Annotated in this window: 27 protein-coding genes; 12 read left to right on the plus strand and 15 right to left on the minus strand. The window is 70.4% G+C overall.

All coding sequences use genetic code 11. From position 1 onward, the window contains the following. Positions 1-188: 188 nt before the first annotated feature. The 5 genes from ACFY3V_RS07060 to ACFY3V_RS07080 all read left to right on the plus strand — a co-directional run bounded on the left by ACFY3V_RS07060 (position 189) and on the right by ACFY3V_RS07080 (position 5,229). Positions 189-449 (plus strand): hypothetical protein, encoded by a 261-nt coding sequence (locus tag ACFY3V_RS07060; protein ID WP_350942563.1) that lies wholly within the window; start codon positions 189-191, stop codon positions 447-449. Continuing rightward, positions 436-1,266, plus strand: a complete 831-nt coding sequence (locus ACFY3V_RS07065; protein ID WP_362896856.1) for a hypothetical protein — start codon at positions 436-438, stop codon at positions 1,264-1,266. The genes ACFY3V_RS07060 and ACFY3V_RS07065 overlap by 14 nt, the downstream gene beginning before the upstream one ends. 174 nt (positions 1,267-1,440) lie before the next feature. Continuing rightward, positions 1,441-3,621, plus strand: coding sequence for a molybdopterin-dependent oxidoreductase (locus tag ACFY3V_RS07070; RefSeq protein ID WP_389770822.1), 2,181 nt, complete (start codon positions 1,441-1,443; stop codon positions 3,619-3,621). A 101-nt stretch (positions 3,622-3,722) separates the two neighbouring features. Beyond that, positions 3,723-4,277 (plus strand): HD domain-containing protein, encoded by a 555-nt coding sequence (locus tag ACFY3V_RS07075; protein WP_350943540.1) that lies wholly within the window; start codon positions 3,723-3,725, stop codon positions 4,275-4,277. A gap of 40 nt (positions 4,278-4,317) precedes the next feature. Next, complete coding sequence (locus tag ACFY3V_RS07080) at positions 4,318-5,229, plus strand: Rieske 2Fe-2S domain-containing protein (protein WP_362896858.1); 912 nt, start codon at positions 4,318-4,320, stop codon at positions 5,227-5,229. Between the two features lie 297 nt (positions 5,230-5,526). Here the strand turns inward: ACFY3V_RS07080 and ACFY3V_RS07085 are convergent, their stop codons facing one another. From ACFY3V_RS07085 to ACFY3V_RS07100, 4 genes are all read right to left on the minus strand, one after another. Next, on the minus strand, positions 5,527-5,754 hold the full coding sequence (locus ACFY3V_RS07085; RefSeq protein ID WP_329088968.1) for a hypothetical protein: 228 nt from the start codon (positions 5,752-5,754) through the stop codon (positions 5,527-5,529). 30 nt (positions 5,755-5,784) lie between these two features. Continuing rightward, on the minus strand, positions 5,785-6,540 hold the full coding sequence (locus tag ACFY3V_RS07090; RefSeq protein WP_350942559.1) for a sulfite exporter TauE/SafE family protein: 756 nt from the start codon (positions 6,538-6,540) through the stop codon (positions 5,785-5,787). Between the two features lie 77 nt (positions 6,541-6,617). Continuing rightward, positions 6,618-7,691, minus strand: coding sequence for an SPFH domain-containing protein (locus tag ACFY3V_RS07095; protein ID WP_389770828.1), 1,074 nt, complete (start codon positions 7,689-7,691; stop codon positions 6,618-6,620). A gap of 113 nt (positions 7,692-7,804) precedes the next feature. After that, positions 7,805-8,599 (minus strand): ABC transporter ATP-binding protein, encoded by a 795-nt coding sequence (locus ACFY3V_RS07100; RefSeq protein ID WP_350942557.1) that lies wholly within the window; start codon positions 8,597-8,599, stop codon positions 7,805-7,807. 66 nt (positions 8,600-8,665) lie between these two features. Between ACFY3V_RS07100 and ACFY3V_RS07105 the strand changes: the two genes are divergently transcribed. Continuing rightward, entirely contained in the window at positions 8,666-9,385 is a 720-nt protein-coding gene (locus tag ACFY3V_RS07105; RefSeq protein ID WP_362896860.1) for a hypothetical protein, read from the plus strand. 37 nt (positions 9,386-9,422) lie between these two features. Here ACFY3V_RS07105 and ACFY3V_RS07110 read toward each other — a convergent pair whose 3' ends face one another. Then, positions 9,423-10,073 (minus strand): response regulator transcription factor, encoded by a 651-nt coding sequence (locus ACFY3V_RS07110; protein ID WP_362896894.1) that lies wholly within the window; start codon positions 10,071-10,073, stop codon positions 9,423-9,425. Between the two features lie 200 nt (positions 10,074-10,273). After that, positions 10,274-11,404 carry a GAF domain-containing sensor histidine kinase gene (locus ACFY3V_RS07115; protein ID WP_362896861.1) on the minus strand — a complete coding sequence of 377 codons (1,131 nt, stop codon included), beginning with the start codon at positions 11,402-11,404 and terminating at the stop codon, positions 10,274-10,276. A gap of 124 nt (positions 11,405-11,528) precedes the next feature. On the opposite strand from ACFY3V_RS07115, the gene ACFY3V_RS07120 reads away from it, so the two are divergent. The 4 genes from ACFY3V_RS07120 to ACFY3V_RS07135 all read left to right on the plus strand — a co-directional run bounded on the left by ACFY3V_RS07120 (position 11,529) and on the right by ACFY3V_RS07135 (position 14,884). Then, on the plus strand, positions 11,529-12,194 hold the full coding sequence (locus ACFY3V_RS07120) for an SDR family NAD(P)-dependent oxidoreductase (RefSeq protein WP_389770835.1): 666 nt from the start codon (positions 11,529-11,531) through the stop codon (positions 12,192-12,194). Positions 12,195-12,267: 73 nt separating this feature from the next. Continuing rightward, a complete protein-coding gene (locus ACFY3V_RS07125; RefSeq protein WP_389770838.1) occupies positions 12,268-13,332 on the plus strand; it encodes an S-adenosylmethionine:tRNA ribosyltransferase-isomerase in 1,065 nt (354 codons plus the stop codon). Positions 13,333-13,416: 84 nt separating this feature from the next. After that, a complete protein-coding gene (locus ACFY3V_RS07130; RefSeq protein ID WP_362896864.1) occupies positions 13,417-13,956 on the plus strand; it encodes a hypothetical protein in 540 nt (179 codons plus the stop codon). A gap of 247 nt (positions 13,957-14,203) precedes the next feature. Next, positions 14,204-14,884 carry a response regulator transcription factor gene (locus tag ACFY3V_RS07135; RefSeq protein ID WP_350942549.1) on the plus strand — a complete coding sequence of 227 codons (681 nt, stop codon included), beginning with the start codon at positions 14,204-14,206 and terminating at the stop codon, positions 14,882-14,884. A gap of 25 nt (positions 14,885-14,909) precedes the next feature. Here the strand turns inward: ACFY3V_RS07135 and ACFY3V_RS07140 are convergent, their stop codons facing one another. After that, entirely contained in the window at positions 14,910-15,779 is an 870-nt protein-coding gene (locus ACFY3V_RS07140) for a lysophospholipid acyltransferase family protein (RefSeq protein ID WP_362896866.1), read from the minus strand. Continuing rightward, positions 15,776-16,633 (minus strand): GNAT family N-acetyltransferase, encoded by an 858-nt coding sequence (locus tag ACFY3V_RS07145; protein ID WP_389770843.1) that lies wholly within the window; start codon positions 16,631-16,633, stop codon positions 15,776-15,778. Before ACFY3V_RS07145 ends, ACFY3V_RS07140 begins: the two co-directional genes overlap by 4 nt. A 116-nt stretch (positions 16,634-16,749) precedes the next feature. On the opposite strand from ACFY3V_RS07145, the gene serB reads away from it, so the two are divergent. Next, positions 16,750-17,973 carry a phosphoserine phosphatase SerB gene (gene serB / locus ACFY3V_RS07150; RefSeq protein WP_350942546.1) on the plus strand — a complete coding sequence of 408 codons (1,224 nt, stop codon included), beginning with the start codon at positions 16,750-16,752 and terminating at the stop codon, positions 17,971-17,973. Between the two features lie 109 nt (positions 17,974-18,082). Here serB and ACFY3V_RS07155 read toward each other — a convergent pair whose 3' ends face one another. The 4 genes from ACFY3V_RS07155 to ACFY3V_RS07170 all read right to left on the minus strand — a co-directional run bounded on the left by ACFY3V_RS07155 (position 18,083) and on the right by ACFY3V_RS07170 (position 22,770). After that, the gene (locus ACFY3V_RS07155; RefSeq protein ID WP_350942545.1) at positions 18,083-18,556 is read right to left on the minus strand and encodes a histidine phosphatase family protein; all 474 of its coding nucleotides are present in this window, start codon (positions 18,554-18,556) and stop codon (positions 18,083-18,085) included. A 208-nt stretch (positions 18,557-18,764) separates the two neighbouring features. Beyond that, on the minus strand, positions 18,765-21,095 hold the full coding sequence (locus ACFY3V_RS07160; RefSeq protein ID WP_362896868.1) for a sodium-translocating pyrophosphatase: 2,331 nt from the start codon (positions 21,093-21,095) through the stop codon (positions 18,765-18,767). Positions 21,096-21,970: 875 nt separating this feature from the next. Continuing rightward, positions 21,971-22,417, minus strand: coding sequence for an ATP-binding protein (locus tag ACFY3V_RS07165; RefSeq protein WP_350942543.1), 447 nt, complete (start codon positions 22,415-22,417; stop codon positions 21,971-21,973). 2 nt (positions 22,418-22,419) lie between these two features. Beyond that, on the minus strand, positions 22,420-22,770 hold the full coding sequence (locus tag ACFY3V_RS07170) for an STAS domain-containing protein (protein ID WP_030916965.1): 351 nt from the start codon (positions 22,768-22,770) through the stop codon (positions 22,420-22,422). A gap of 263 nt (positions 22,771-23,033) precedes the next feature. Between ACFY3V_RS07170 and ACFY3V_RS07175 the strand changes: the two genes are divergently transcribed. Then, complete coding sequence (locus ACFY3V_RS07175) at positions 23,034-25,442, plus strand: DEAD/DEAH box helicase (RefSeq protein ID WP_389771277.1); 2,409 nt, start codon at positions 23,034-23,036, stop codon at positions 25,440-25,442. A gap of 72 nt (positions 25,443-25,514) precedes the next feature. On the opposite strand, the gene ACFY3V_RS07180 is transcribed toward ACFY3V_RS07175, so the two are convergent. From ACFY3V_RS07180 to ACFY3V_RS07190, 3 genes are read right to left on the minus strand one after another with little or no spacing between them, the layout of a single operon-like run. Then, a complete protein-coding gene (locus ACFY3V_RS07180; RefSeq protein WP_389770850.1) occupies positions 25,515-25,898 on the minus strand; it encodes an Rv3654c family TadE-like protein in 384 nt (127 codons plus the stop codon). A 7-nt stretch (positions 25,899-25,905) separates the two neighbouring features. Beyond that, entirely contained in the window at positions 25,906-26,238 is a 333-nt protein-coding gene (locus ACFY3V_RS07185) for a TadE family type IV pilus minor pilin (protein WP_362896870.1), read from the minus strand. Between the two features lie 59 nt (positions 26,239-26,297). After that, a complete protein-coding gene (locus ACFY3V_RS07190) occupies positions 26,298-26,690 on the minus strand; it encodes a DUF4244 domain-containing protein (RefSeq protein ID WP_362896871.1) in 393 nt (130 codons plus the stop codon). Positions 26,691-26,704 lie beyond the last annotated feature (14 nt).

Raw genomic sequence — 26,704 nt, forward strand, 5'->3', positions numbered from 1 at the left:
GCCGTCTTCGAAGAAACGGAGTTGACACGGGGAGGCCGACAGGGGGAGCAGCGGTAATCGGCCGGCGACGGCCCAAAGTCGCACGCACTCACGAGAGTGTCCTGATCGGACACAAAAAACACCGGGTCGGCGGCCACCGACCCGGTTGGCACAAGAACTCCGCGTCAAAGCCACGAAGGGAGTCTCCTATGTCCTTCCACCGTACCAACAGAACCCACGGAATCAAGACCTTCATTCTCGACCTGATCTATGTGACCGACCGAGAGCTCTGCATGGACCAGGACGAGTGGGCCTACCGGCTCGGCTGGAGCGTGACCCGGACCGGTTTCGGGGCCAGGCACTACCGCGAGCCGCGGTTCGACCTCCTCAAGGCCGAGCGGACGGCCGCTCCCGCCCTCACCCTGGCGCCCGTCCACGACAAGGGGGCGGGCGGCGATGTCGCGGCGTGATCTCCGCGGCAGCCGCTACGGCCACCCCGGCGGCCGGCCGCCCAGCCGTGCGGGCCTCGTCGTCCGGCTGTGGCGCTGGCGGACGGAGGTCGCGCTGCTCGCCGCCGCCTCGTTCCTCACGGTCACCGTGGCCCTCTCGCTCCGCGAGGGCGACTGGTGGCCGTTTCTCGTCGTGGTCTGCGCCGCCGTCACCCCCGTGGCCTCCGGCTTCGGGAGAAAGTGGGTGACGGCACACGTGTGGTGCCTGGTCTCCCGGCACCGCCTCCAGCGGGCGTGCGCGGAGACCGGGATACACACCCGCTTCGGCCGGTTGCCGCTGATCCTGTGGATCACCCCCACCGCCGCCGGGGAGAAGGCGCTCGTCCTCGCCAGGGCGGGAACCTGCGCCGAGGACTTCGACGCCTTCTCCGCCGAGATCGCGGCGGCGTGCTACGCCCGCGACGCCGTGGTGTCCCGGCACCTCAGGTGGGGGAACCTGCTGACGGTCGAGATCGTCCGTGGGGGCGAGGTCTTCGGTCCCCCGGTGGGTCTCGACCGGCTCTACGGGCGGACGAACTGGGTGTGCCTGCGGGCCGGCCACGCCACGGAGACCGACCGTGCCACAGAGGCCGCCCTCCATACGGCAGAAGCCCACCGTGCCGTGGAGGCCGGCCACGCCCCGCAGGCCGGTCGGACCACGGAGACCGGCCACCCCCGACAGGCCCGCCGCACCACAGAGGAGGAGCCCGACATCCACCGCGCCACCGTCCCGTTCTCCGGACCCGGCGAGTTCCCCGGACCCGGCGAGCTTCCCGGGAGGCGACGACAGGCCGCGTGAACCTCCACCCGGCCGCGAAGGAAAGCCCCGGAGCCCAGGCGGTTTCAAGGGGTCGTCGCGACTTCTCGGATCGAGATGTCGCGACGACCACGTGAATCCAAGCCACGCTCCGGGGCTTTCCCCGTGCCGGACCGACGGCCATGATGAGTTCATTCGCCGAACCCAGGAGCGCCGATGAGAACAGCTCACAGGACCTGCCCTCTCTGCGAGGCCGTCTGCGGCCTCCGGCTCACCCTCGACGACGCCGGACACGTCACCTCGGTCAAGGGCGACCCGGACGACCCCTTCTCCAGGGGGTTCGTCTGCCCCAAGGGCGCGAGCCTGGGCCGCCTCGACGAGGACCCCGACCGGCTCGGCGTCCCGATGATCCGTACGGGTGAGGAGTGGCGCGAGGCGTCCTGGGAGGAGGCGTTCCGCGTGGTCGAGGAGGGCCTCGGCAGGGTGATCGACGCCCACGGCCGCGGTTCGCTCGCCGTCTACCTCGGCAATCCGAACGCCCACTCCATGGCGGGAGCCCTGTACGGCGGGCCGCTGATCCGCGCCCTCGGCACCCGCAACGTCTTCTCCGCGAGCACCGTCGACCAGATGCCCAAGCACGTCTCCTGCGGTCTGATGCTCGGCGACCCGATGGCCATCGCGGTGCCCGACCTGGATCGCACCGACCACCTGCTGATGCTCGGCGCCAACCCGCTGGAGTCCAACGGCTCGCTCTGCACCGCCCCCGACTTCCCCGGCCGTCTCAAGGCGCTGCGCGGGCGCGGCGGCAAACTCGTGGTCGTCGACCCGCGCCGCACCCGCACCGCCGCCCTCGCCGACGAGCACCTGTTCGTACGCCCGGGCATGGACGCCTACCTGCTGTTCGGCATCGTCCACACCCTCCTCGCCGAGGACCTCACCTCGGTCGGCGCCGACATCGGCGGCATCGGGATCGACGGGCTGGAGGAGGTACGGCGGCTGGCGCGGGACTTCGCCCCCGAGGTCGTGGCCCCGATGTGCGGGATACCGGCCGGGGAGATCGTACGGCTGGCACGTGAGCTGGCGGCGGCCCCGACGGCCGCCGTCTACGCCCGCATCGGCACCTGCACCGCCGAGTTCGGCACCGTCGCGCAGTGGCTGGTCGACGTCGTCAACATCCTGACCGGCAACTTCGACCGTCCCGGCGGGGTGATGTTCGCGAAGACCGCCGTGGAGAACGGCCGCCGGAGCAGGCCGTACGTCACGGGACGCTGGCACAGCCGCGTCCGGGGGCTACCGGAGGCGAACGGCGAGATCCCGGTGGCCACCCTCGCCGACGAGATCGAGACGCCGGGAGAGGGGCAGGTCAGAGGGCTGGTCGTGGTGGCCGGCAACCCGGTGCTGTCGGCGCCGGGCGGACCCCGGCTGGACCGGGCCTTCCGCGACCTGGAGTTCATGGTCTGCGTGGACCCGTACCTGAACGAGACCACCCGGCACGCGAACGTGATCCTGCCGCCGCCGCGCGTGACGCAGTCGCCGCACTACGACCTGACGCTGCTCGCCTTCGCGGTCCGCAACTACGCGAGGTTCTCCCCGCCGGTCCTGCCGCTGGAGCCGGGACGTCCGTCGGAGGCCGAGATCATGGCACGGCTGGCGATGATCGCCTCGGGTCAGGGCGCGGACGCCGATCCGGCCCTGCTCGACGAGCTGATCCTCGACCGGATGCTCCGAAGGGCCGTCGAGACGCCCGGATCTCCGGTGGAGGGCGCGGACCCCGCCGAGCTGCGCGCCTCCCTGGACGGTGGCAGCGGAGCGGAGAGGCGGCTGGACGCCATGCTCAGGCTCGGACCGTACGGACTCTCCCTGGCCACTCTCCTGGCGAGCCCGCACGGCATCGACCTGGGAGCGCTGGAGCCCCGGCTGGCGGAGATCGTCCGTACGGCCTCGGGACGGGTGGAGCTCGCCCCGCCGCAGCTGGTCGAGGACGCCGCGCGGCTGCGCGAGCGGCTCGCCGTCCCGCCCGCGGAGATCGTGCTGATCGGGCGGCGCCATCTGCGTTCCAACAACAGCTGGCTGCACAACGTGGGGCCGCTGGTCGGCGGGACCAACCGGTGCACCCTGCAGATCAACCCGGACGACGTGAGCAGGCTCGGGCTGGGCGAGCACGCCGTGGTGCGCTCGGCCGCCGGAGAGCTGGTCGTGCCGCTTGAGCCGACCGACACGATCATGCCGGGGGTGGTGAGCCTGCCCCACGGATGGGGGCACTCCGGCACCTCGCAACCGGTGGCCGCCAAGCACGCGGGAGTGAACGCGAACACGCTGACAGATGATTCCGTCGTGGACATACCCTCGGGAAACGCCGTGTTCAACGGGGTTCCCGTCACCCTCGGCCGGGCGTGATCCCATGATCGCTCGGAAAAGCGGGATCGACGCGCATTAGGCTTGCGCGCGTGACCACCCCTCCAGCACAGGACCGTCTGCACGCTCAGCTCACCTTCGCCATGGAGATCGACAAGCTCAGACGCATCGTCCGCCGCAACACCCTCATGGACGGGTCGCGGCGTGAGAACGACGCCGAGCATTCCTGGTACGTGGGCATGCTGGCGATGGTCTTGGCCGAGCACGCGCCACCGGGCACCGACCTCGACAGGGTCGTCGCGATGCTGCTCGTCCACGACATCGTCGAGATCGACGCGGGAGACACGTTCATCTACGACGCCTCGGCCGTCGAGGCCCAGCTGGACATCGAGCGCAAGGCCGCCGACCGGATCTTCGGGCTGCTCCCCTGCGACCAGGCCGCGCGGTTGCGCGAGCTCTGGGACGAGTTCGAGGAACGCAGGACACCGGAGGCCAAATTCGCCAAGGCCCTCGACCGGATCGCCCCCATCATGGCGAACCACCACAACGAGGGCGGCACCTGGTCGCTGTACAAGGTGACGGCCGAGCAGGTGCTGGAGAAGGTGAAAATCATCGAGGAGGGATCGGCGACACTGGGCGCCTACGCCACCGAGATCATCGCCCTCTCCGTCAGCCGAGGGCATTTGGCGCGTGCATAACGCCGTTCTCGGGTAGGTCCCTATGGTCTAGGAGGGGGCAATGGTGAAGGAAACTGTCAAAACAGGGCGTCGGACCAGGCGTCTGGTGCCCGGGGTCGAGCTCACCGATCGGATCGAACGCTCGCCCAAGGCCGACAGACCGATCCGCGTGCTCGCCAAGGCCGTGCGCCGGCGGATCGGTCCAGGACCGCTGCGTGACCTGCTGCACGGGGTGCCGATCGGCAAACCGCTGCATCCACCGCTCGCCAACGTCAGCCTGGGTCTCTGGACGGCGACGGCGGTGCTCGACGTGACCCGTTCCGATCCGCGGGCGTCGCGGATGCTGGTCGCGGGCGGGCTCGCGGCCGCGATGCCCGCGATGGCGGCGGGCATCACCGACTGGTCGGCGCTCCACCGCGAGCAGCAACGGGTGGGGTTCGTGCACGCGATCGCCAACCTGACCGCTCTCGGGCTCTACGCGGGTTCGCTGGTGCTGCGGATGGCCGGGCGCGACCGGACCGGGCGGGTGCTGTCGTTCGCCGGCCTGGGGGCCGCGAGCGTGGGCGGCTACCTCGGCGGCCACCTCGCCTACCGGCAGGCGGCCGGGGCGAACCACGCCGAGTCCGTCGCCCACCTGGTCCCGCTGGGCTGGCACGACCTGTGCGACGTCGGCGACCTGCCGGACGGGCGCCCGGTGACGCGGAGGCTGGGTTACATCGATCTGTTCGTGCTGCGCGTCGGCGCGAACGTCACGGTGCTCGCCGACCAGTGCGCGCACCTGGCGGGCCCGCTCCACCAGGGGCGTCTGATCTCGGAGGAGGGGACCGCCTGCGTGGTCTGCCCATGGCACGGGAGCACCTTCAGGCTCTCCGACGGAGCCGTCGTACACGGCCCGGCCACCGCTCCCCAGCCGTCCTTCGAGACCCGGATCCGCCGCGACGGGGTGCTCCAGGTCCGCCCCGCGCAGACCTGACCGGGCACCCGCGGGGACGAACCCGCGCCCGGCCGCGCGGACTCGACCGGGAAAGCGAGGTGACCTTCGCGTCCGGTCGCGCAGCCCTGATCGGGAAACCGAGGGGACACCCGCGCCCGGTCGCGCGGACCTGACCGGAAAACCGAGGGGACACCCGCGTCCGTCTCCAGGACCTCGCCGGGAACCCGGCGAGGTGTCCGGGCGCGGAGAACCCGGGGCCGGGCGGACGCCCCGCCCAGGCGTGACCGTACATCTCACCCGGGCGTGACGAGAACCGGCTACCGCCGTCGGCCCGGCCTAGGCCGGCTTGCCGTCGGCGGGGTGTTCGACCAGGGCGAGAATACGGCTGGACATGAAGCGGGCGGTGCGCACGGCCGTTCCGCTCCGGGTGACCTCGCTCACCTCGACAACGCCGCCTCGGGCGTTGGCCACCTCAACGCGGCGCCCCGCTCTGGTGGCGCTGACCTCGTAGGTACGGGAACTGTCTCCTGCGTCGATGACAACCTCGACTTTGTCACCTTTCATACCTGAATAAGTACCCGGTAGCAGGCAGGTTCACCCGTACACCAGTTTGACTATCGCCACGATCCCGACGCACACCACGAACCAGCGCAGCACCGGGGCCGGCAGTCGCCTGCCGATCTTCGCGCCGAGGAAACCGCCGATCGCGGCGCCCAGCGCCACCATCAGGGCCGCCAGCCAGTCGACCTCCGCGACCACGATGAACAGCAGCGCGGCGCACGCGTTGACCAGCAGCGCGAGTACGTTCTTGGCCGCGTTGATCCGCTGCAGGCCCTCGTCGAGGAAACTGCCCATCAGCCCGATGAGCAGCACCCCCTGGGCCGCGCCGAAGTAGCCGCCGTACATGCCGCACACAAGAACGCCGCCCCAGAGCCAGGGGCCGCCGTGCGGATGGGGATGCTCCCGCCGGGCGCTCAGCCAGCCGTTGAGCCTTGGCTGGATCACCACCAGCACGCACGCCAGAGCGATCAGGACGGGCACGACGACGTCGAACGTCTCCGCGGGAAGGTACAGCAGGAGCACCCCGCCGATCAGCGCACCGACCAGCGCGGGAACCCCCAGCCTGATCAGCCGCGGGCGCTGCCCCCTCAGCTCCTCCCGGTAGCCGAACGCGCCGGTCATCGACCCCGGGACCAGGCCCACGGTGTTGGAGACGTTCGCGATGACCGGTGGCATGCCCAGCGCGACCATCGTCGGGAACGTGATCAGAGACCCGGAACCGACGACGGCGTTGATGCCCCCCGCCCCGACGCCGGCCACGAAGATCGCGACCGCCTCCCACGGTGTCATGCGCTTCCCCTCACTCGTCAGGCTCGCGCCCATAGGCAGGTGCACGGCCCTCACCGGATGGTAGGAGGAGATCGGGATCACCCGATGGCGGGGGTGTCCTTAACGGGACCGCCCTTGACCGAGGTTCCCTTGACCGAGGGCTCCCACGTGTCCGGCACCTCTTCCTCGCCCGAAGGTCGGTGTCCGCCCGGCCCGTCCTCCCTGACCGAACCGCCCGAAGGCACACCTCCGTCGGACTCTCCGGAGGGCTCGCCCCCGTCCGGGAGAAGGTCCGCGAGGCTTTCGAGGGTCCGTCTCAGGTCCGGCGGGACGATCCACAGTTTGCCCGCGTCCCCCTTGGCGAGCTCGGGGAGCGCCCGCAGGTATTCGTGGGCGAGAAGCTCCGGGTCGGGCCTGCCGTCACGGGCGGCGCGGAAAAGCATGTCGATCGCGTCGGCCTCCGCCCTGGCCCGCGTCGCCCTGGCCTCGGCGTCGGCCCGCGCCCTGAGCACGGTCGCCTCCGCCTCGCCGCGAGCGGCCAGTACGGCGGCCTTTCTCCGCCCCTCGGCGGCGAGGACGGCCGTCTGCTTCTCCCCCTCGGCCGTGAGCAGCGCGGCCCGCCTGTCGTGGTCGGCGCGGGAGTGCCTCTCCATCGCCTCCTGGATCGAGACGGGCGGGTCGATCGTCTTCACCTCGACCCGGCCGACCCTCAGCCCCCACCCGCCCGCCGCGTCGTCGAGCGCCCGGCGCAGCTCGGCGCCGATCTCCTCGCGGGAGGCCAGCACGCGGTCCACATCCATCCCGCCGACCACGTCGCACAGCGTGGTCGCGACGAGCTGCTCGACGGCGACCAGGAAGTTGGCGATCTCGTAGGTCGCCGCGCGGGCGTCGGTCACCTGGAAGGAGACGGCCGTGTCGACCGAGACGACGAGGTTGTCGGAGGTGACGACCGCCTGCGGCGGGAATGCGACGACCTGCTCACGAAGATCGACCATGTCCTTGATCCGGTCGATGAACGGCACCACGAGGTTCAGCCCGGGACCGAGCGTCCTGTGGTAGCGCCCCAACCGCTCCACGACACCCGCCGTGGCGTGCGGCACGACGCGAACCATCCGATGGACGGCGAACGCCGCCACGACCACGATGACGAGTGCGGCGACAAGCGCTTCCATGAACCACCCCGGGCGGTCGAGTCACGTGGAACTCTTGACCCGGCAGGATATTTGCTTTTCCCTTCAACGGCCTTTGAACGACCGAAACGATCTCGGAACCTCTCGGGTTCCCCTCAGAGCTGGTGCGCCCGCGCGTACCAGCGGCCCTCGCGCCCCCGATCGAGGGTGAGCGGGACGCTGAAGGTGTGCGACAGGTTCTCCGCGGTCATCACCTGGTCGATCGGGCCCTGGGCCACCACCGAGCCGTGCCGGAGCAGCAGGGCGTGGGTGAACCCACTGGGCACCTCCTCCACGTGGTGGGTGACCAGCACCATGGTCGGCGCCTTCGGGTCGTGCGCGAAGGTCGCCAGGCGGCGGACCAGGTCTTCGCGCCCGCCCAGGTCGAGGCCCGCGGCGGGTTCGTCCAGCAGCAGCAGCTCCGGGTCGGGCATGAGCGCGCGGGCGATCTGGACCCGCTTGCGCTCCCCTTCCGACAGCGTGTTGAAGCGGCGCCGGATCAGGTGGGCGCAGCCGAGCTGGTCGATCAGCTCGACGGCACGCGTCACGTCGTGGGAGTCGTACTCCTCCGTCCAGCGGCCGAGGATGGCGTACGAGGCCGTGAGAACCAGATCGATGACCTTCTCGTCCGGTGGCACCTTCTCCGCCAGCGCGGCGCTCGCGAGCCCGATGCGGGGCCGCAGCTCGAAGACGTCACTCTGGCCGAGCCGCTCGCCCAGGATCTCGACGACGCCCTCGGTGGGGAACAGCATCGCCCCGACCACCTGCAGCAACGTCGTCTTTCCCGCGCCGTTGGGGCCGATGACGACCCACCGCTCGTCCTCGTGAACGGTCCAGTCGATCTCCCGCAACAGGACCGCTCCGTCCCTGCGGACGGTGACGTCCTGTAGCCGAAGCACCTGACCGCCCATCCCTTACGCCTCCTTGTGAATCGCTCGAACAAAACCTATTGCAGGACAAGCGCATATCGTGGATCGGTGCACCCTGATTCACCGATCTCGGCCACCCTGGTCTGCTGGGGCAACGCCTGGCTCGCCGGACAGGTCGGCCTCGACGAGGCCGCCGACCGCGTGGAGCGGCAGGCAGGCCCCCAACTCGTCGCCGGTGAGACCGGCGACCTCGCCCTCCGCGGATTCCTCGCCGACCTGCGGATCGAGGGCATGAAATCGCTGCGACTGGCCCTTCCCGTCGCGGGCGACCCACTCGGTCTCACCGGACCGCCCCCTTTCAACTCCGCGGCCATCGAGGCCGGGCAGGCGGCGACAGCCGTGCTTCCCGACAGATGTCTCGGCCTGATCCCGGTAAACGACCGCCGCGGGTCATCGTACGCCGGGGTTCGCTGGACCGTGCTGGAGGCCCGTACCACGGCCCCCGACCTGCCCTCCCTCGCCGAGGCCGAGCACGAGCTGACCCGCGCGATGCGGGTGGCCACCGACGCCCTGCTCGGCGTGGAGGGTCCGGCCCAGGGCCACCGGCGGCTGGAGATCGTGGACGACGGCCTGGCCCCCGGCTACCCCGCCAGGGCCCACCGGGTCGCCGCCCTCGCCGCCCGCCTCGCCGCGGTGCTCCGCGTCGCCGACGACCGCGGGCTCACCTCGGGCCAGATCGCCGTACGCGGTGAGGCCCTGCGTGAGCTCGACCGCGCGGTGCGCCGGGCCAGGGTGGTCGCCCACCACGCCATCACCGAGCTGGTCTGAGGGCCGGCCCGAGGATCCGGCCACCGGGACACCGCCGTCAGGCCAGACCGTTTCTCACCGCGTAGAGAGCGGCCTGGGTCCTGTCCTGCACGCCCAGCTTCATCAGCACGCTGGAGACGTGGGTCTTCACCGTCTTCTCCGCCACCGCGAGCTGCCTGGCGATCTCCCGGTTGGAACGGCCCGAGGCGATCAACGCGAGCACCTCGCGCTCCCGATCGGTCAGCGGCGCCACATACCTGTCCTCCTGTCCGCCCTCCCGCGCGGCCCGGACGGGTTCGGGACCGGCCAGCATCGCCTCGGCCGCCTCGGGGGCGAGCAGCACCTGGCCGCCGTACACCGCCCGGATCGCGCGCACGAGCGCGACCGGTTCGACGTCCTTGTAGAGGAAGCCCGCCGCACCCGCTCGCATCGCCGGAGCCACGTCGCCCCTGTCGCTCACCGAGGTCAGCACGAGCACCCTCGGCGACAGCCCTCGCTCGCCCAGCAGCAGCAGCGCGCCGAGCCCGTCGAGCACCGGCATCTTCAGGTCGAGCAGCAGCACGTCGGGGGCGAGAGACTCCACCAGGGCGACCGCCTCGGCGCCGTCGGCGGCCTCGCCGACCACGTCGAGATCCTCCTGCAGGTCCAGGAAGGTGCGAAGGCCCTGCCTCACGACCGGGTGGTCGTCGGCGATCAGGACGCGGATCACCCGGTCGTCGCCGTCAGGACCGCGTACAGCCGACCCCGAGGACCCGCCCAGGCCACGGACCGGACGACCACCGTCAGGACCGCGTACGGCCGACTCCGGCGACTCACCCGGTCGACGGACCGGACGACCATCGTCGGGACCGCCCACGGCAGACTCCCCCGGACGCCGGGTCGAACGATCATCCTTCTCCGCATCACGGGTCACGCGGGCACCTCCAGCCGGACGAGTGTGCCCCGTCCCGGCTCCGAGGTCACCCGCACGTCGCCGCCGACGGCCTGCGCCCTGTCGCCCATCGAGGCGATTCCCAGCCCTCTCCCCGCGGCGGCGGTCACGTCGAAACCGGCCCCGTCGTCACTCACCTCAAGAACCACGTGCCCGCCCTCGCAGCCCAGCCGCACCTCGACCACACGCGCAGCCGAGTGTCTTGAGGCGTTGTGCAGCGCCTCCTGGGCCACCCGCAGGACGGCCACCTCGATCACCGGTTCGAGCTCGCACACCGGGGACTCCTCGAACGAGAACGAGGCCGGGTGCAGCCGGTCGAGCAGACGGACGTGCTTGCGGAGCGTCTCGGCCAGGCCGTGCCGGTCGAGGTCGGCCGGGCGGAGTTCCACGATCACCGCGCGCAACTCGGCCAGTGCCTCTCCCGCCAGCCGTTCCACCTGGCCGAGCTCCCGCAGCGCCCGTACGGGATCGTCGACGACCAGCGACGCGGCGGCCTGCGCGGTGAGGCGCAGCGAGAACAGCTTCTGGGTCACCGCGTCGTGCAGTTCCCTCGCCATCCGGGTGCGCTCCTCCACCAGCGTGAGCTCCCGGCCGCGCTCGTACAGGCGGGCGTTGGTGAGGGCGATCGCGGCGTGCGCGGCGAACATGGTGAGCAGCCGCTGGTCGGCCTCGGTGAAGCCTCCGGGGGCCCGCTTGTTGGACAGGAAGATGATGCCGAGCACCTCGTCCCCGTCGAGTATCGGCACCCCGAGGAAGTCCTTGAGCACCGGATGGGCCCGCGGCCAGTATTCGAACCTGGGGTCCCTGCGGATGTCGGGCAGCCGGACCGGCGTGCCCTCGCGCAGCATCGCGCCGAGCATGCCGTGCTGGCGGGGCATGGGCCCGATCGCGTCCCACTGCTCGTCGGAGATGCCCTCGGCGACGAACTCGGCGAACGCCCCCTGGTCGTCGGGCACGCCCAGCGCGGCGTAGCGTGCGTCCAGCAACCGCCGCGCCGACCGCACGATCACCTGGAGCACCTCGCGCACCGACAGGTGCCTGGTCACGGCGAGGACGGCCGAGCTCACCGCGTGCAGCACGGCGTCCCTGTCCTCGCTCTCGGAGTTCACGAGACCGACTCTAGGCGGCGGCGGACGCCCGCCGCCTACTCCATCGGTCCTAAGCCCATCGGCCCACCTCCGGCCAGGTCCGGCGGCCGATGTACGGCGGGCGCGCGGCTCCTAGCGTCGAGGCATGACGAAGACCGCACTCATCACCGGCGCCTCCCACGGCCTCGGCCTGGCACTCGCCCGCTCCCTCGCCGCCGACGGCTGGCGGCTCGTCCTCACCGCGCGGGGTGAGGACGCGCTGCGATCCGCCGCGGACGAGCTCGGCGCCCTCGCCCTGGCCGGAGACGTCGCCGACCCCGCCCACCGGGATCGGCTGGCGCGGGCCGTACAGGAACACGGCGGGCTGGACCTGCTGGTCAACAACGCCTCAGGGCTGGGCGCGGTCCCGCTGCCACCGCTGGCCGGATACCCGCTCGACACGCTCCAGGAGCTGTTCCAGACCAACGTGCTGGCCCCGCTGGCACTGATCCAGGCGAACCTGCGCGGGCTCAGGGAGCGGCGCGGCGCGATCGTGAACATCTCCTCCGACGCGGCGGTGGAGGCGTACGAGGGCTGGGGCGGATACGGCGCGACCAAGGCCGCCCTGGAGCGGCTCTCCCACGTGCTGGCCGTCGAGGAACCCGACGTCGCGGTCTGGTGGGTCGATCCGGGCGAGATGTCCACCGCCATGCTCGCCGACGCCGTCGGCGCCAAGGAGGCCGAACAGGCCCCGGCCCCGGAAAGCGTCGTTCCCACCCTGCTGCGGCTGATCGCCGACCGCCCGGACAGCGGCCGGGTGAGGCACGGATGAACGGGCGGGGCACCGAACGAGGAGGACCTGTGAGAACGACGGCGGAATCCGTGCGTGCGTACGGGGAGGGGACGTGAGCGCGCCCGTGGCGGACGCGATGGCCGCGGACTTCGTGCTCCCGCGCGAACTGGAGGCGCACGAGCCCCCGGAGGCCCGAGGGCTGGCCCGTGACGGGGTGCGCCTGCTGGTCTCGGAGCGGGGCACCGGACAGATCGGGCACCACGCGTTCGCCGACCTTCCCGGTCTGCTCGGCCCCGGCGACCTGCTCGTGGTGAACAATTCCGGCACGCTTCCCGCGGCCGTCCGGCTCGATCGGCTCGCGGTGCATTTCTCCACCGAGCGTGAGGACGGTACCTGGCTGGTCGAACTCCGCAGGCTCAGGGAGCGGACGGGCCTCGCCGGAGGCCCCGGGAGCACCGAGACGGCCGGTGAGCCCTACCGGGGCGGTGCGGACGGGGAGTGGCTGCCGCTGCCGGGTGGGGCGACCCTGCGGCTCCTGGGACGCGAGACGCCGCGGCTGTGGCGGGCGAGGCTGGACCGGGAGGTCACGGGCTACCTCCGCCGGTACGGCGTGCCGATCCGATACTCGTACGTGGACAGGGACTGGCCGCTCGCCGACTACCAGACCGTGTTCGGCGTGCGGCCGGGCAGCGCGGAGATGCCCAGCGCGGGGCGGCCGTTCACCACCGGGCTGGTGACCTCCCTGGTGTCGCGCGGGGTCGGGATCGCGCCGATCACCCTGCACACGGGGGTGGCGTCTCCGGAGAAGGACGAGCCACCGTATCCGGAGCGGTTCGAGGTGCCCGAGGCCACCGCGCGGCAGGTGGAGCTCGCTCGCGAGTCGGGCGGCCGGGTGATCGCGGTCGGCACGACCGTGGTCAGGGCGCTGGAGACGGCCGCGCTGGCCACCGGCCGTGTCCGGGCCGCGGACGGCTGGACCTCGCACATCGTCACCCCCGAGGTCGGAGTGAGGGCGGTGAACGGCCTGCTCACCGGGCTGCACGAGCCGCGCTCCAGCCACCTGCTGATGCTGTCGGCGATCGCCGGCCGCGATCTGCTCTCGCGGTCGTACGCGGAGGCGCTCGGAGAGGGCTATCTCTGGCACGAATTCGGCGATGTCCACCTGATCACCGGTTAGCGGATAGTCAATCGCAAGAGGTTTACAAGTCGGATCTCCCATGATGATCCGTAATCAACGGGACGAAATCCGACTGGAGTAAAAATGCGCCGGCACCTGGCCGCCATCGCCGCCATCGCCCTGGCGGGAGGCATGCTGCTCACCCCCGCGACCGCGAACGCCTCGGCCCCCCCGATCACCGCACCGCAGAAGGTCGCGGGCCCGCCGCTCGCGCCGCTGAAGACGACCGTCCTCTACCCGCGCAGGGCTTGGGCGGGCGACTCGTACGTCTACACGCTGAAGATCAAGAACGTCGGCAAGTGGTACACCGACATCGCCTACGTCGGCGGCCGCCTCTCCCCGCACATCTCCAAGATCCGCATCGTCGGCAAGCCCGCCGGCTCGTACTGCGAGATCTCGGGGCGCGAGGTGGGCTGTCTGCTCGACACCCTGAACCCCGGCAAAACGGCCACCCTCAAGGTCAAGGTCTGGCTGAAGAACGGTGCCCGCGGCACCGCGACCGCCAATTTCGGCTCGGTCTCGATCGACGTCCCCGCGGGCGGGCTGGACACCTTCGACATCTACGGCATCGACATCGGCACCGACATCAAGTACGTGCGGGTGAAGACCCGGGTGCTCCGCTGACCAAGCGTTCCGTACCTCTCACCTGCTGATCATCCGCCTCTCCCCTCTCCCGCTCCCGTTCCCGGGTCCGGATCCGGTTGGTTCCGATCTCGCCACCGGTTTCGGTTCGTTCCGCTCGCTCCCGCCACCGGCTCCGTTCCCGGATCCCGGCGACGGCGACGGCGACGAGTGCGGGCAACCTCATATACACGGCGTCCGCGCACCGTGCAGGATCTCCCCATGGCGAGTTCCGGACGGTGCGCGATCCATGGCTGAACTGAGAGTCGTCCTGGCCGAGGACCACTACCTGGTGCGTGAGGGCACCCGCAGGCTCCTGGAGACCTCCGGCGAGATCGAGGTGGTCGCCGCCGTGGGCACCGCGGACGACCTGCTCGACGCCGCCAGACGGCTGCGCCCCGACGTGGTCGTCACCGACATCCGGATGCCGGGCTCGGCCGATCTCGTCCGCCCGGGAATGGAGGGCATCGACGCGGCGCACCGCATCCGCGCCGCCTCACGGGACATCGGGGTCGTGGTGCTCTCCCAGTTCTCCGACGCGATGTTCGCCCTGGATCTGTTCAGGGACGGCACCGAGGGTCGTGCGTACCTGCTCAAGGACCGGGTCGGTGACATCGACGAGCTGCTCGGCGCGATCAGGTCGGTGGCGGGAGGCGGCTCGGTGATCGACCCCAAGGTGGTGGAGGGCCTGCTGGCCAAGCGCGGGGTACGCGGCGGCCCCCCGCCCGCGGAGCTCACCCCCAGGGAACTGGACGTGCTCAGGGAGATGGCGCACGGCCTGTCCAACGGAGGAATCGCCCGCGCCCTGCACCTGTCGGTCTCCGCGATCGAGAAACACGTCAACTCGATCTTCATGAAGCTGGCCCTGGAGAACAGTCCCGACACCCACCGCAGGGTGGCGGCCGTCATCACATACCTGGGTTCGGCCTAGCCGGGGCCAGGGCTCCGAGATCGGATCAGGCCGCGGCGGGAACACCGTGCGCGGCCCCGGCGACCAGCACAGAGGCGACGGACGACTCGGCCGTCCAGGCCAGCTCCCCGCGGTCGCGTCCCCGCACGGGGGGCAGCATCGTCACCTCCACCGTCAACCGCCGGACGGCCACCACGCGGCGGATCGACGCCCACAGGAGGTCGTCACCGACATAGACGGGTCCACTGGCCAGGACGTCCTCCCCCTCCAGATATCTGATCGCGACCGGTCTGACCGGGGCCCCCGCATCCAGGGCCGCCTGGAACACGGCGGGCCTGAACGAGCCCATCCCGCGCCCGCACCAGGTCGTCCCCTCGGGGAAGGCCGCCACCGGATGACCGTCGGCGAGCGCCGCGGCCACGTCGGCGACGGTCCCGGGCAGCGCGGAGAGCCGGTCCCTGTCGATGAACAACGCGCCCGAGCCCGTCGCGAGCAGGCCGACCACCGGCCACGCCCGGACCTCCTGCTTGGCGAGCACCCGGCACGGCAGGACCGCCGCCATCACGAGCGGGTCCAGCCACGACACGTGGTTGGCCACGACCAGCGGAGCGGCCCCGGACGATCCGTCGACGACCGGACAGGGCCCGGCGACCGAGCCGGCCATGAACGCGAACCCCCGCCTTACCTCGATCCGTACGCCGACCGCCCGCAGCACCAGCCGGGACCAGGCGCTCGTCAGCCGGATCCTGTTCGTCGTACCGAGTCCACGGGCCACGAGCGTGAGGACCACTCCCGCCAGGACGACCAGCCCGACCGCCGCGAGTCGCAGCGCCCTGCGCGGCGCCTCGGCCTTCGATCCCGGCGGGAACAGGCAGCCGGCGGGCGTGCACGGCGCCACGGGTATCCACGGGCTCACGATGCGGCTCCCAGGAAGTGGCGCAGGTAGCGGGGGTCGGCCTCGGCCATCGAGAGCAGGACGAAGAAGTCGGCCGTACCGAAGTCGAGGTCGTGGGCGGGCGGGCCGCAGACCCAGGCGCCCAGCCGCACGTACCCGCGCAGCAACGGCGGCAGCGTCGCCCGTCCCCGGTCGATGGCGGGGCTCGTGGCGGCCGTACGCTTCGAGGCGTCCTCCCGCGGTGACCGCGCCGCTCCGGCGCCGATCGGGAAGACCGGCACGGACCCGGAGGCGGCCGAGGGACCCGACCTCCCTCTCCGGCGAGGAGAGCCGGAGACCGGGCCCGCCCGCCAGGGAAGGTGCGGCGTGACGCGGTAGTCCGGCGGTGAGAGCGGCACCCGCTCCATGATCCCGGCCGCGTCGGCCACCGGCACCGAGCAGCACCCGGCCAGCCAGCCGTACCCCCCGGCCGTCATGTAGCGGGCGATGCCCGCCCACATCAGCCCGAGCACCGCGCCACCCCGGTGTTCCGGGTGTACGCAGGCCCTGCCGGTCTCGACCATGTTCCCTCGGATACCGGCCAGCGCGCTGAGATCGAACTCGGAGTCGGAGTAGAGGCGGTCGGCCCTGCGGGGGCCGAGCAGCCGGTAGGTGCCGACGACCTCACCGGTGTCGTCGCACCTCACCAGGAGGTGATCGCAGTAGGCGTCGAGCGGATCGACGTCCAGGCCGGTGATGGGACTGTCCAGCCGGGCGCCCATCTCCTCGGAGAAGACGCGGTGGCGCAGGCGCTGGGCCTCGCGCATCTCGACGGCGGTAGCGGCCAGCCCGACACGGTAGCGGGCGAGGCGCGACTCCACGGGAAGGGTCGTCATGAGGTTCATGAAGACATCCGCAGATGACGCGGGACCTGAGGGACCCGCGAACTCCAGGCGTCCGGATGATGAACCACATTCACGGTCGAATCCGGAGCCAAGTACCGTAGGAACCGATGAACCAGCGCACGCTTCTGATCACGTTGAACGGCCCCGACCGACCGGGCGTGACCTCACGCCTCTTCTCGGTCCTGGCCGGCTTCCCCGTCATCGTCGCCGACGTGGAGCAGGTCGTCATCCGCGGCCGGCTCACCCTCGGCGTCCTCGTCTCGTACGCGGGCGACACGCCGACCGGCACCGGCGGCACCCTCGGGGCCCTCTGGACCGCCGTCGAGCGGGCCGCGGAGGACCTCGGACTCCACGTGGAGCTGTCCACCGGCTCCGACTCGAAGGAGAAGCGGCGCAGGGGGCGGCTCGACGTCACCGTGCTCGGCTCACCGCTGCAGCCCGCCGCCATGGCGGGGATCGCGGGGCGGATCGCCGCGGCCGGTGCCAACATCGACCGGATCGAGCGCCTGTCCAGCTATCCGGTGACCTGCATCGAGCTCTCGCTCTCCGGCGCCGACCCCGACACCCTCAGGGCGGAGCTGGCCGTCGAGGCGCACGCCCAGCAGGTCGACGTCGCCGTGCAGCGGACCGGCCTGCACCGCAGGGCGAAGCGCCTGATCGTGATGGACGTCGACTCGACGCTCATCCAGGCCGAGGTGATCGAGCTGCTCGCGGCGCACGCCGGCTGCCTGGAGGAGGTCGCCCGGGTCACCGAGGAGGCGATGCGCGGAGAGCTCGACTTCGCCGAGTCGCTGCGCCGCCGGGTCGCGCAGCTTGAGGGCCTCTCCGAGGAGGTCTTCGAGAAGGTACGCAAGGAGCTCGTGCTGACTCCCGGCGCCCGGACGCTGGTACGGACGCTCAAGCGGCTCGACTACCGGTTCGCGATCGTCAGCGGCGGGTTCACGCAGCTCACCGACGCCCTCGTCGAGGACCTCGGGATCGACTACTCCGCGGCCAACACCCTGGAGGTCGTCGACGGCGTGCTGACCGGGCGGGTCGTCGGCGAGATCGTCGACCGGCCGGGCAAGGCGCGGGCACTGGAGCGCTTCGCCCGCGAGGCGGGGATCCCGATCAGCCAGACCGTGGCCATCGGCGACGGCGCCAACGACCTGGACATGATCGCGGCGGCCGGTCTCGGCATCGCGTTCAACGCCAAGCCGGTGGTCCGCCGCGCCGCCGACACCGCGGTCAACGTCCCCTACCTCGACTCGATCCTCTACCTGCTGGGCATCCCGCGCGCCGAGGTGGAGGACGCCGACGCCGAGGACGGTGTCACCGCCGCCGAACGTTGACCGTGATCGGTGGGGTGGGCCACCCGCGAACGCGATCACCGTACGGCTGTCCCGAGGCGTCGCCGAAGAGCTGAGACGGTCGCTCGTGTCTCAGCTCTCGCGTGGGTTCTCAGTGCTTCCTGGGGGTCCAGTGGACGATGCCGCGGCCGGTGTCGAGCTCGGCCCACTCGCCGTCGACCCCGATGACGGCGAACGCGCCGGGCGGGAACCCGGCGTCGCCGTCGGCCGAGGTGAGCTGCATGACAAGCTCCTGAACCCCGGGGTTGTGGCCGACCAGGACCAGCGTGCGCACCTCGGGATCGCTCCGCCGGATCAGCGTGAGCAACTCGTCGGGATATGCCTCGTATATGGCCGGTTCGATGAGGGTCTCCGCACCGGGGAGTGCCAGGTCGGCGGTCCGCCTGGTCCGTACCGACGGCGAGCAGAGCACCAGGTCGGGGGTGAGGTCCATACCGACGAGGGCCGCGCCGACCTTGAGGGCGTCGCGCTCGCCGACATCGGTGAGGGGGCGTTCCCTGTCGGCGAGGCCGGAGGTGTGAGCCGCCTTGGCGTGGCGCAGGACGACGAGCGTGCGCGCGGTCATCGCGACGCCCACACGGCCAGACCCACGATCACCGCGAACATCGCGGCCATCGCCAGCAGGATGAGGACGAGTGTCTTGCCTCCGGAAGGCTGCTGTTCCATACGGGCCAGTTTCCCACCGGGGTGGCCCGCACACGCCGAAGGGGTGCACGTGGCCCGTGCACCCCTCCGTCAAACGTTTCCGTCGAACGTTTCCGTCGAACGTTCGCTCAGCTGGAGACCTGCTCCGGCTCCCGGTCGGAGTTGCTCTCCTCCGTCGGGGCGATGCCCGCCGAACGACGCTTGGAGAAGACGACCGCGGCGACGACGATGCCGACCGCGACCACCGTGATGCCGATGCGCAGCGTCGGGTTGTCGGCGTAGGTCACCACGGCGGGGGCGATCAGCAGCGCCACGAGGTTCATCACCTTGAGGAGCGGGTTGATCGCCGGTCCCGCGGTGTCCTTGAACGGGTCGCCGACGGTGTCACCGATGATGGTGGCCTCGTGGGCCGGCGAGCCCTTGCCACCGTGGTGGCCGTCCTCGACCAGCTTCTTGGCGTTGTCCCAGGCACCACCGGAGTTGGCCAGGAACACCGCCATGAGCGTGCCGCAGGCGATGGCACCGGCCAGGAACGCGCCGAGCGGGGCGTACCCGAGGGCGAAACCGACGGCGATCGGGGTGAGGACGGCGAGCAGGCCGGGCGTCGCCAGCTCCCGCAGCGAGTCGCGGGTGCAGATGTCGACGACCCTGCCGTAGTCGGGGAGCTCCGTCCCCGCCATGATGCCCGGCTTGGTGCGGAACTGCTCGCGCACCTCGAAGACCACCCGTCCGGCCGCGCGGCCGACCGCCATGATCGCCAGGCCGGAGAACATGAACACCACCGCGGCGCCGATGATCAGACCGACCAGCACGTTCGGGGAGTCGACGCTCAGGCTGAACGCGCTGAACGAGCCCAGCGCCTCCTTCACGCTCGCCGTCGCACCCACCAGCTCGCCCTCGACCGCCGTACGGAACGCTCCGAACAGCGCGGTCGCGGCGAGCACGGCGGTGGCGATCGCGATGCCCTTGGTGATGGCCTTGGTGGTGTTACCGACGGCGTCCAGCGAGGTGAGGACCTGAGCGCCCTCGCCCTCGACGTCGCCGGACATCTCGGCGATGCCCTGGGCGTTGTCGGAGACGGGACCGAAGGTGTCCATCGACACGATCACGCCGACCGTGGTCAGCAGGCCGGTGCCCGCCAGCGCCACGGCGAACAGCGCGATCGTGACGTTGCCGAAGCCAAGCAGGAAGGCTCCGTAGACGGCGGCTCCGATGATCAGCGCGGAGTAGACCGCCGACTCCAGACCGACGCTGATGCCGGACAGGATGACCGTGGCGGGGCCCGTACGGGAGCTCTCGCCGATGTCCTGCACCGGGCGGCGGTTCGTCTCGGTGAAGTAGCCGGTGAGGATCTGGATGGTGCTCGCCAGGACCAGGCCGATGAGCACCGCCCCGATCGCGATCAGACGCGGGTCCGAGGTGACCGCGGCGATCTCCGGGCTCACATTGGTCAGACCGGAGAAGCTGGCCGGCAGGTAGAGGTAGGCCGCGCCGGCGACGAGGACCGCCGAGATGGCCGCCGAGATGAAGAAGCCCCGGTTGATCGCGGCCATCGCGTTGCGGTCGCCGGCGCGCGGGGCGGTGACGAAGATGCCGATAATCGCCGTGATCACACCGATCATGGGCACGATCAGCGGGAACACCAGTCCCTCGACGCCGAAGGCCACCCGGCCCAGGATCAGGCTGGCGACCAGCATGACCGCGTAGGACTCGAACAGGTCGGCGGCCATGCCCGCGCAGTCACCCACGTTGTCGCCGACGTTGTCGGCGATGGTGGCGGCGTTGCGCGGGTCGTCCTCGGGAATGCCCTGCTCGACCTTGCCGACGAGGTCGGCGCCGACATCGGCGGCCTTGGTGAAGATGCCTCCGCCGACTCGCATGAACATCGCGAGCAGCGCGGCACCGAAGCCGAAGCCCTCCAGCACGGCCGGGGCTTCGCCCCCGTAGGTGATCACCACCACGGCCGCGCCGAGCAGGCCGAGGCCAACGGTGATCATTCCGGCCACGCCACCGGTGCGGAAGGCGATCCGCATGGCGACCTTCTCACCGGACGTGCGGGCGGCGGCGGCGACACGGACGTTGCCGCGGACCGCGAGCCACATGCCGATGAATCCGGTCAACGCCGAGAACAGCGCGCCGACGACGAAGAACGCCGACCTGCCGATCCTCACGCTGGTCGTCTCGGCCGGGAGAAGGTACAGCAGGAACGGGATCAAAATGACGAATAGCGCGAGCGTCCGGAACTGCCGCGCAAGATACGCGGAAGCCCCCTCCTGGACGGCTCTCGCGATGTTCTGCATACGTTCGGTGCCCTGGTCGGCGGACAACACCTCCCGCACCAGTGTGCCGGCGACGGCGAGTGCGAGCAGGGCGACGGCGGCGACCACGATGACGATGGTGAAGTGGTGACCACTTAGGGAAACCGCTGGCTCCGCAGCGGCGAGATGGAGCACAGACATCCGACTCTCCTTGGCAAGACGGGAACACGTCCTGCCCGGAGTGCGCTGCGGTGATTGTCAGGCGGCTGAGGCGGCGCACTCCGGGATGGTGGGCAGTGCCGCTTCCAGTTGCAGACCCCCGCGGAGTACGGCTCGCGTGACGGGCCGCTCCGAAGGATAAACCTTGGCCGGTCCCGGGAGTCTACGCAGCGACGACGCGGATATGAAGCCTCTGCCCCCGCCCAATTGACGACACGAGCGGCCCCCTTTGACAGCCGACCTGCTTATGGGGTCATTTCATCCGTCACATCCCCCCCTCAGCTCCTGTTTCCTCCCAGTTTCAGTCAAGAAACAGCCACGTTAAGTTTTGACCGAAATTGAAATCTCCTCGGGGAACGGCCAGGCTCGCCCACCGGACATCACGGACGATCCTCCGGGCCCCCTCCCTCCGCCCTCAACTCTCAGCCGGGTGAACGGCGGGGCAGGCCGGGATGATCTTGCCGCGCCGGATCTCGGCGGCCCCTCTCCCCACCCTCAGCCCCCAACCCGCAGCCCCGGTATACGGCGAGGCAGGCAGAACGACGTTGCCGCGCCGAGTCTCGGCGGCCTCTCTCCCCGCCTCGGCTCTCAGCCCCGGCGAACGGCGAGGCGGGCCCGGCGAGGGCCATCGGCGGCCCGTTGGCGAGGCGAGATCATCCGGCCTCCGGACACGTCTCCAACGAACACACCTCGGGTCGATGACCGCCACACCACGGACGACACGGGCGAGACGGGCGAGACGGGCGGATGGCGACCCCGGCACGGATGTCATCACAGACGATCTTGTGGCCGCGCACTCCCAACAAAAACAGCCGGGCGTGTCCATATGGACACGCCCGGCTGTCGAAGTCTGCTTTTCAGACCGGAGACATTCCGTTCGTCGCCGCCGGCCAGCTCATGCGAATGCACATGCCCTTCTGGCTTGGGTAGACCTGAACGTCGTCGGCCAGCCCCGCGATGACCGCGATGCCGAAACCGGCCATCAGGTCATCGGGAAGCTGCCCGAACGGATCGTCGAACCCCAGAAGGGCCCGATCATGCTCCAGCTCATCACTAGGGGCGGAGTCGGTGACTGTCACCTCAAAACGCCCTAAGTCATCACGTAGCTCGATCCGGATCGGCTCTCCCGGACAGTGGAGGCGATGTGCCTCCACAGCCCGCGAGCACGCCTCTCCAACAGCGAGCCGTACCTCGTCCAGCAACGACTCCTGTACGCCGGTACGCCTGGCGATGGCCGTGGCCACCAGGCGTGCCGTCCGCACATGCGCGGGGAGAGCGCTGAACGTCAGCTCGACGGTAGCCACGACTACTTGTCTCGACCGTGAGCTTCCTTGGCCTCGTCGACCGAGGCGTAGATCCCGAAGACCTTCGTCAGTCCAGTGATCCGGAAAATCTTCAGGATGCGCTCCTGGGTGCAGACAAGCTCCAGTGAGCCATCGTGCGCCCTAACTCGCTTGAGCCCGCCGACCAGGACACCAAGGCCCGTGGAGTCAAGGAAGTCGACCTTCTCCATGTTGACGAGCAGGTGGAAATTCCCCTTGTTGACCAGGTCGATCAGGAGCTCACGCAATCTGGGCGCGGTGTAGACATCGATCTCACCCTCAACCTCAACGATGGTGAGACGGTCCTCGGAATGGTGGTCCAACTTCAGATCCACAGATCCTCCAGCGCCTTGCCTGCGAAAGTACCGATTCGAGCATGCCTTCCTGGGACCGGGTGACCCCCGGACGACAAGCCCCGACGCGCGGCATTCAACCATGCGTACGCTCAGTGTCTATACGAAATCACGATTCCCGGCGACTCTGCCCACAGATGTGAGACTGGAAACCAGTGACCCCGCCCTCATCCTCGCCCCTCAGCGCGGGCACCGCCCTCAGCCGCCTCCTCGACGTTCCCGCACGTCGGGCGCGTGTCACCCATGTGGAGCACGTTCCCGCACGTCAGGCCGGTGATACCCGATGGCCCGACTGGGTCGACCAGCGGCTGGTTACGCGCTGGGCGAACCTCGGTATTTCCGGCCTGTGGCCACATCAGGCCGAGGCCGCGGATCTGATCCACCGTGGCCAAAACGTGATCATTTCCACAGGGACGGCGTCGGGCAAGTCCCTCTCTTACCTGGTCCCGGCACTCTCCTCGACGCTCGACGGCGGCACGATCCTCTATCTGTCGCCCAGCAAGGCACTCGCCGCCGACCAGCTCCGCGCGCTGCGCGAGCTCGACCCTCCCGGCCTCCGCGCCGCGACCTATGACGGCGACACCTCCTTCGAGGAGAGGGCATGGGTGCGCAAGCACGCCAACTACGTCCTCACCAACCCGGACATGCTTCACCGCGGCCTGCTGCCCCGTCACGCTCAGTGGTCGCTCTTCTGGCGGCGGCTCCGAATGGTCGTCGTGGACGAGTGCCACGGTTACCGGGGCGTGTTCGGCTCCCACGTCGCGCAGATCCTGCGCCGCCTGCGCCGGATCTGCGCGCGTTACGGCTCCCGCCCGGCGTTTCTGCTCTCCTCGGCGACGGCCAACGAGCCCGGAGTCTTCGCGCAGCGCCTGACAGGCCTCCAGATGGCCGAGGTGACCACGGACACCTCTCCTCGGGGCGCGACCACCTTCGCACTGTGGGAGCCACCCCTGACCGATCTGCGCGGCGAGGGTGGCGCCCCGGTCCGGCGCCCCGCGACCGCCGAGAGCGCGGATCTCCTGGCCGATCTCGTCGCCTCCGACGTGCGGACCCTCGCCTTCGTCCGTTCCCGCAGGGCCGCCGAGACCGTGGCCCTCACCACCCGGGCCAAGCTCCAGGACCTCGTCATCGACGGGGAGGCGCCCCCGGAGCTGCCCGGCAAGGTCGCGGCCTATCGGGCCGGATACCTCGCCGAAGATCGCAGGAACCTGGAAAGGGCCCTGCGCTCCGGCGAACTGCTCGGCCTCGCGACGACCAACGCGCTGGAACTCGGCGTCGACGTCTCCGGGCTGGACGCCGTACTCATCGCGGGGTGGCCCGGGACCCGCGCCTCTCTCTGGCAGCAGGCCGGGCGGGCGGGGCGAGACGGGCAGGACGCGCTGGCGGTGCTGGTCGCGAGGGACGACCCCCTGGACACCTACCTCGTCCACCATCCGGAAGCCCTGTTCGGCCGTCCCGTGGAGACGATCGTGCTCGACCCCGGCAACCCGTACGTGCTGGGGCCCCATCTGTGCGCGGCAGCGGCCGAGATCCCGCTCACCCACGACGAACTGGACGTCTTCGGCCCGACCACCAAGGAGGTGCTCGCCGATCTGGTCGGGGACGGCCTGCTCAGGGAACGCGCCACAGGCTGGTTCTGGACCAGCCGGGAGCGCGCCACCAACCTCGCCGACATCAGAGGGGCGGGCGCCGCGCCCATTCAGGTCGTCGAGATGTCCACCGGACGGCTGCTCGGCACCGTGGACGAACCTTCGGCCCACTCGGCCGTGCACACCGGCGCCGTCTATGTGCACCAGGGAGAGACGTTCCTGGTGGCCGAACTCGATCTGGAGGCGGGGGTCGCGCTGGTCGAGGCGGGAACCCCCGACTACACGACCTTCGCCAGGGATGTCACCGATATCTCGGTCATCGAGTCCCTTCGCTCGCACCCTCTCGGTCAGGGAGAGCTCCATTTCGGCGCGGTCGAGGTGACGAGCCAGGTCGTGGCCTATCTCAAGCGCCGAGCCCAGAGCGGTGAACTCATGGGGGACGAACCTCTCGACCTGCCCCCGCGCACGCTACGGACCCGGGCCGTCTGGTGGACGCTGCCCACCGCGGCGATCCTTCCCCTCGCCGAGGAGGGCCTGGACCTCGGCGGCGCCGCGCACGCGGCCGAACACGCCTCCATCGGCCTGCTGCCGCTCTTCGCGACCTGCGACCGCTGGGACATCGGAGGCGTCTCCACCGAACTCCATCCCGACACCGGGGTGCTCACCGTCTTCGTCTACGACGGCCACGAGGGCGGCGCCGGCTTCGCCGAACGCGGTTACGCCCGCGCGCGCGACTGGCTCACGGCCACCCGCGAGGCCATCGCCTCCTGCGAGTGCGAGCGCGGCTGCCCGTCGTGCATCCAGTCTCCCAAGTGCGGCAACGGCAACGAACCTCTCGACAAGGCCGGAGCCCTCCGGCTTCTCGCCGTCCTGCTCTCCCCTGAGCCCACGGACATGCCCTCGCTCCTCCCGGACCCCCCGGATACCTCCCCGCTCCCGCAAGAGCCCACGAACGTCTCCACGCTCCCCCTGGACCCTGCGGACGTGCTCCCGCTTTCCCCGAAAACTCAGGACACTTCGGATGTGACAGGTGGGAGAGCCGCCGGGATGACGGACGGCGGATGAGCTCTTCCCCGCTGCCTTTACTCAACGCTGCTTTACTCGATGCCCTTCACCGCTGCTCTGCTCGATCCGCCGTCAAGGTCCTGGATCAACGATGTGAACAGGTCCCGCACGTGCCCTGGAGGTGATCGGCACCGGCCCTTTCAACGGCAGCGAGACCTCCATGACCACCTCGATATCCGCGACACCCCCCTCGCTGAGAGAGCAGCGGGTGATCCTGGCCTTGTTGTCCGCGGCGAGCGAGGAGGCCCTCAGGCAGCTCCGATCCGGATCCGCGAAGGCGAGTCGGGCGGCGGCGAGCGCACTCAGGTCGGCGGCGCTCTGCGCCCGATGGCGCGCGACCCTGGCCATGCCCGCGAACACGACCGCCACCGCGACCGCGAAGACCAGCGCCATGAGCCCGACCGTCCAGATCGTCGCCGACCCCCGCTGCGCGCTCTCCCTCCTCATACCGGCCATGCCCGGCCTACCGTTCCAGCCCTGGCTCGGTGATGGACACCGCGGTCGCATGAACGGTCACGCTCGGAAGCGAGGCACCCCATCGAGGTTTGACGTTCGCGGACACCTCCACCCGTGTCACCTCCGCGCTCCGGGTCACCGTGACCACGGCGCCCGGCGGAGCCACGGACAGGACACCGCCCCGAACCCGCTCAAGGGACTCGCCGCGCGAGGCGACCCTGGCCCCGGCTCGCGCGGCGTCCACACACTCCAGCCGCGCCTCGACCGCCGCCACGGCCCACAGCCCGGCTCCCAGAACGACCATGAGGGCGGGCAGCGCCGCGGCCGTCTCCGCTGTCACCGAACCCCTGGACCGGCGGGAACCTGACCGGCGGGAGGAGGTCAACGGTGCCGGGAGGATCATCCGGCCACGGTGAGCGCTCGATTGATCAGACCTGTGATCATCTGTTGGACTTCGGAACTCGTCACCACCTTGAAAAGAAGGGCGGCGAAAGCACAGGCGGCGATCGTCCCGACCGCATACTCGGCGGTGGACATGCCTTGATCACGGTGCGCGCCGGCGACCAGCAACGCCCACTGTGCGCGCAACCACCGCCACCGGTCGCGCCCCGCGTGAACAGCACTCGTTCGAGCCATCTGCTCCTCCTGGAGATCTCCACCGGACCCACCGCCCGGCATCGGTACCGTCAGGGTTCTCCATACGCCCGAGGCGCCGCCGACCCGAACCACGTTCTGGGGAAAGAGCGTTCGGTTATCCACAGCTCGGCAAGCGAAAAAGGCCTTAGACAGCACGAAAGGCCTCCATC

Source organism: Streptosporangium sp. NPDC000095, assembly GCF_042899335.1.
Taxonomy (GTDB): Bacteria; Actinomycetota; Actinomycetes; order Streptosporangiales; family Streptosporangiaceae; genus Streptosporangium.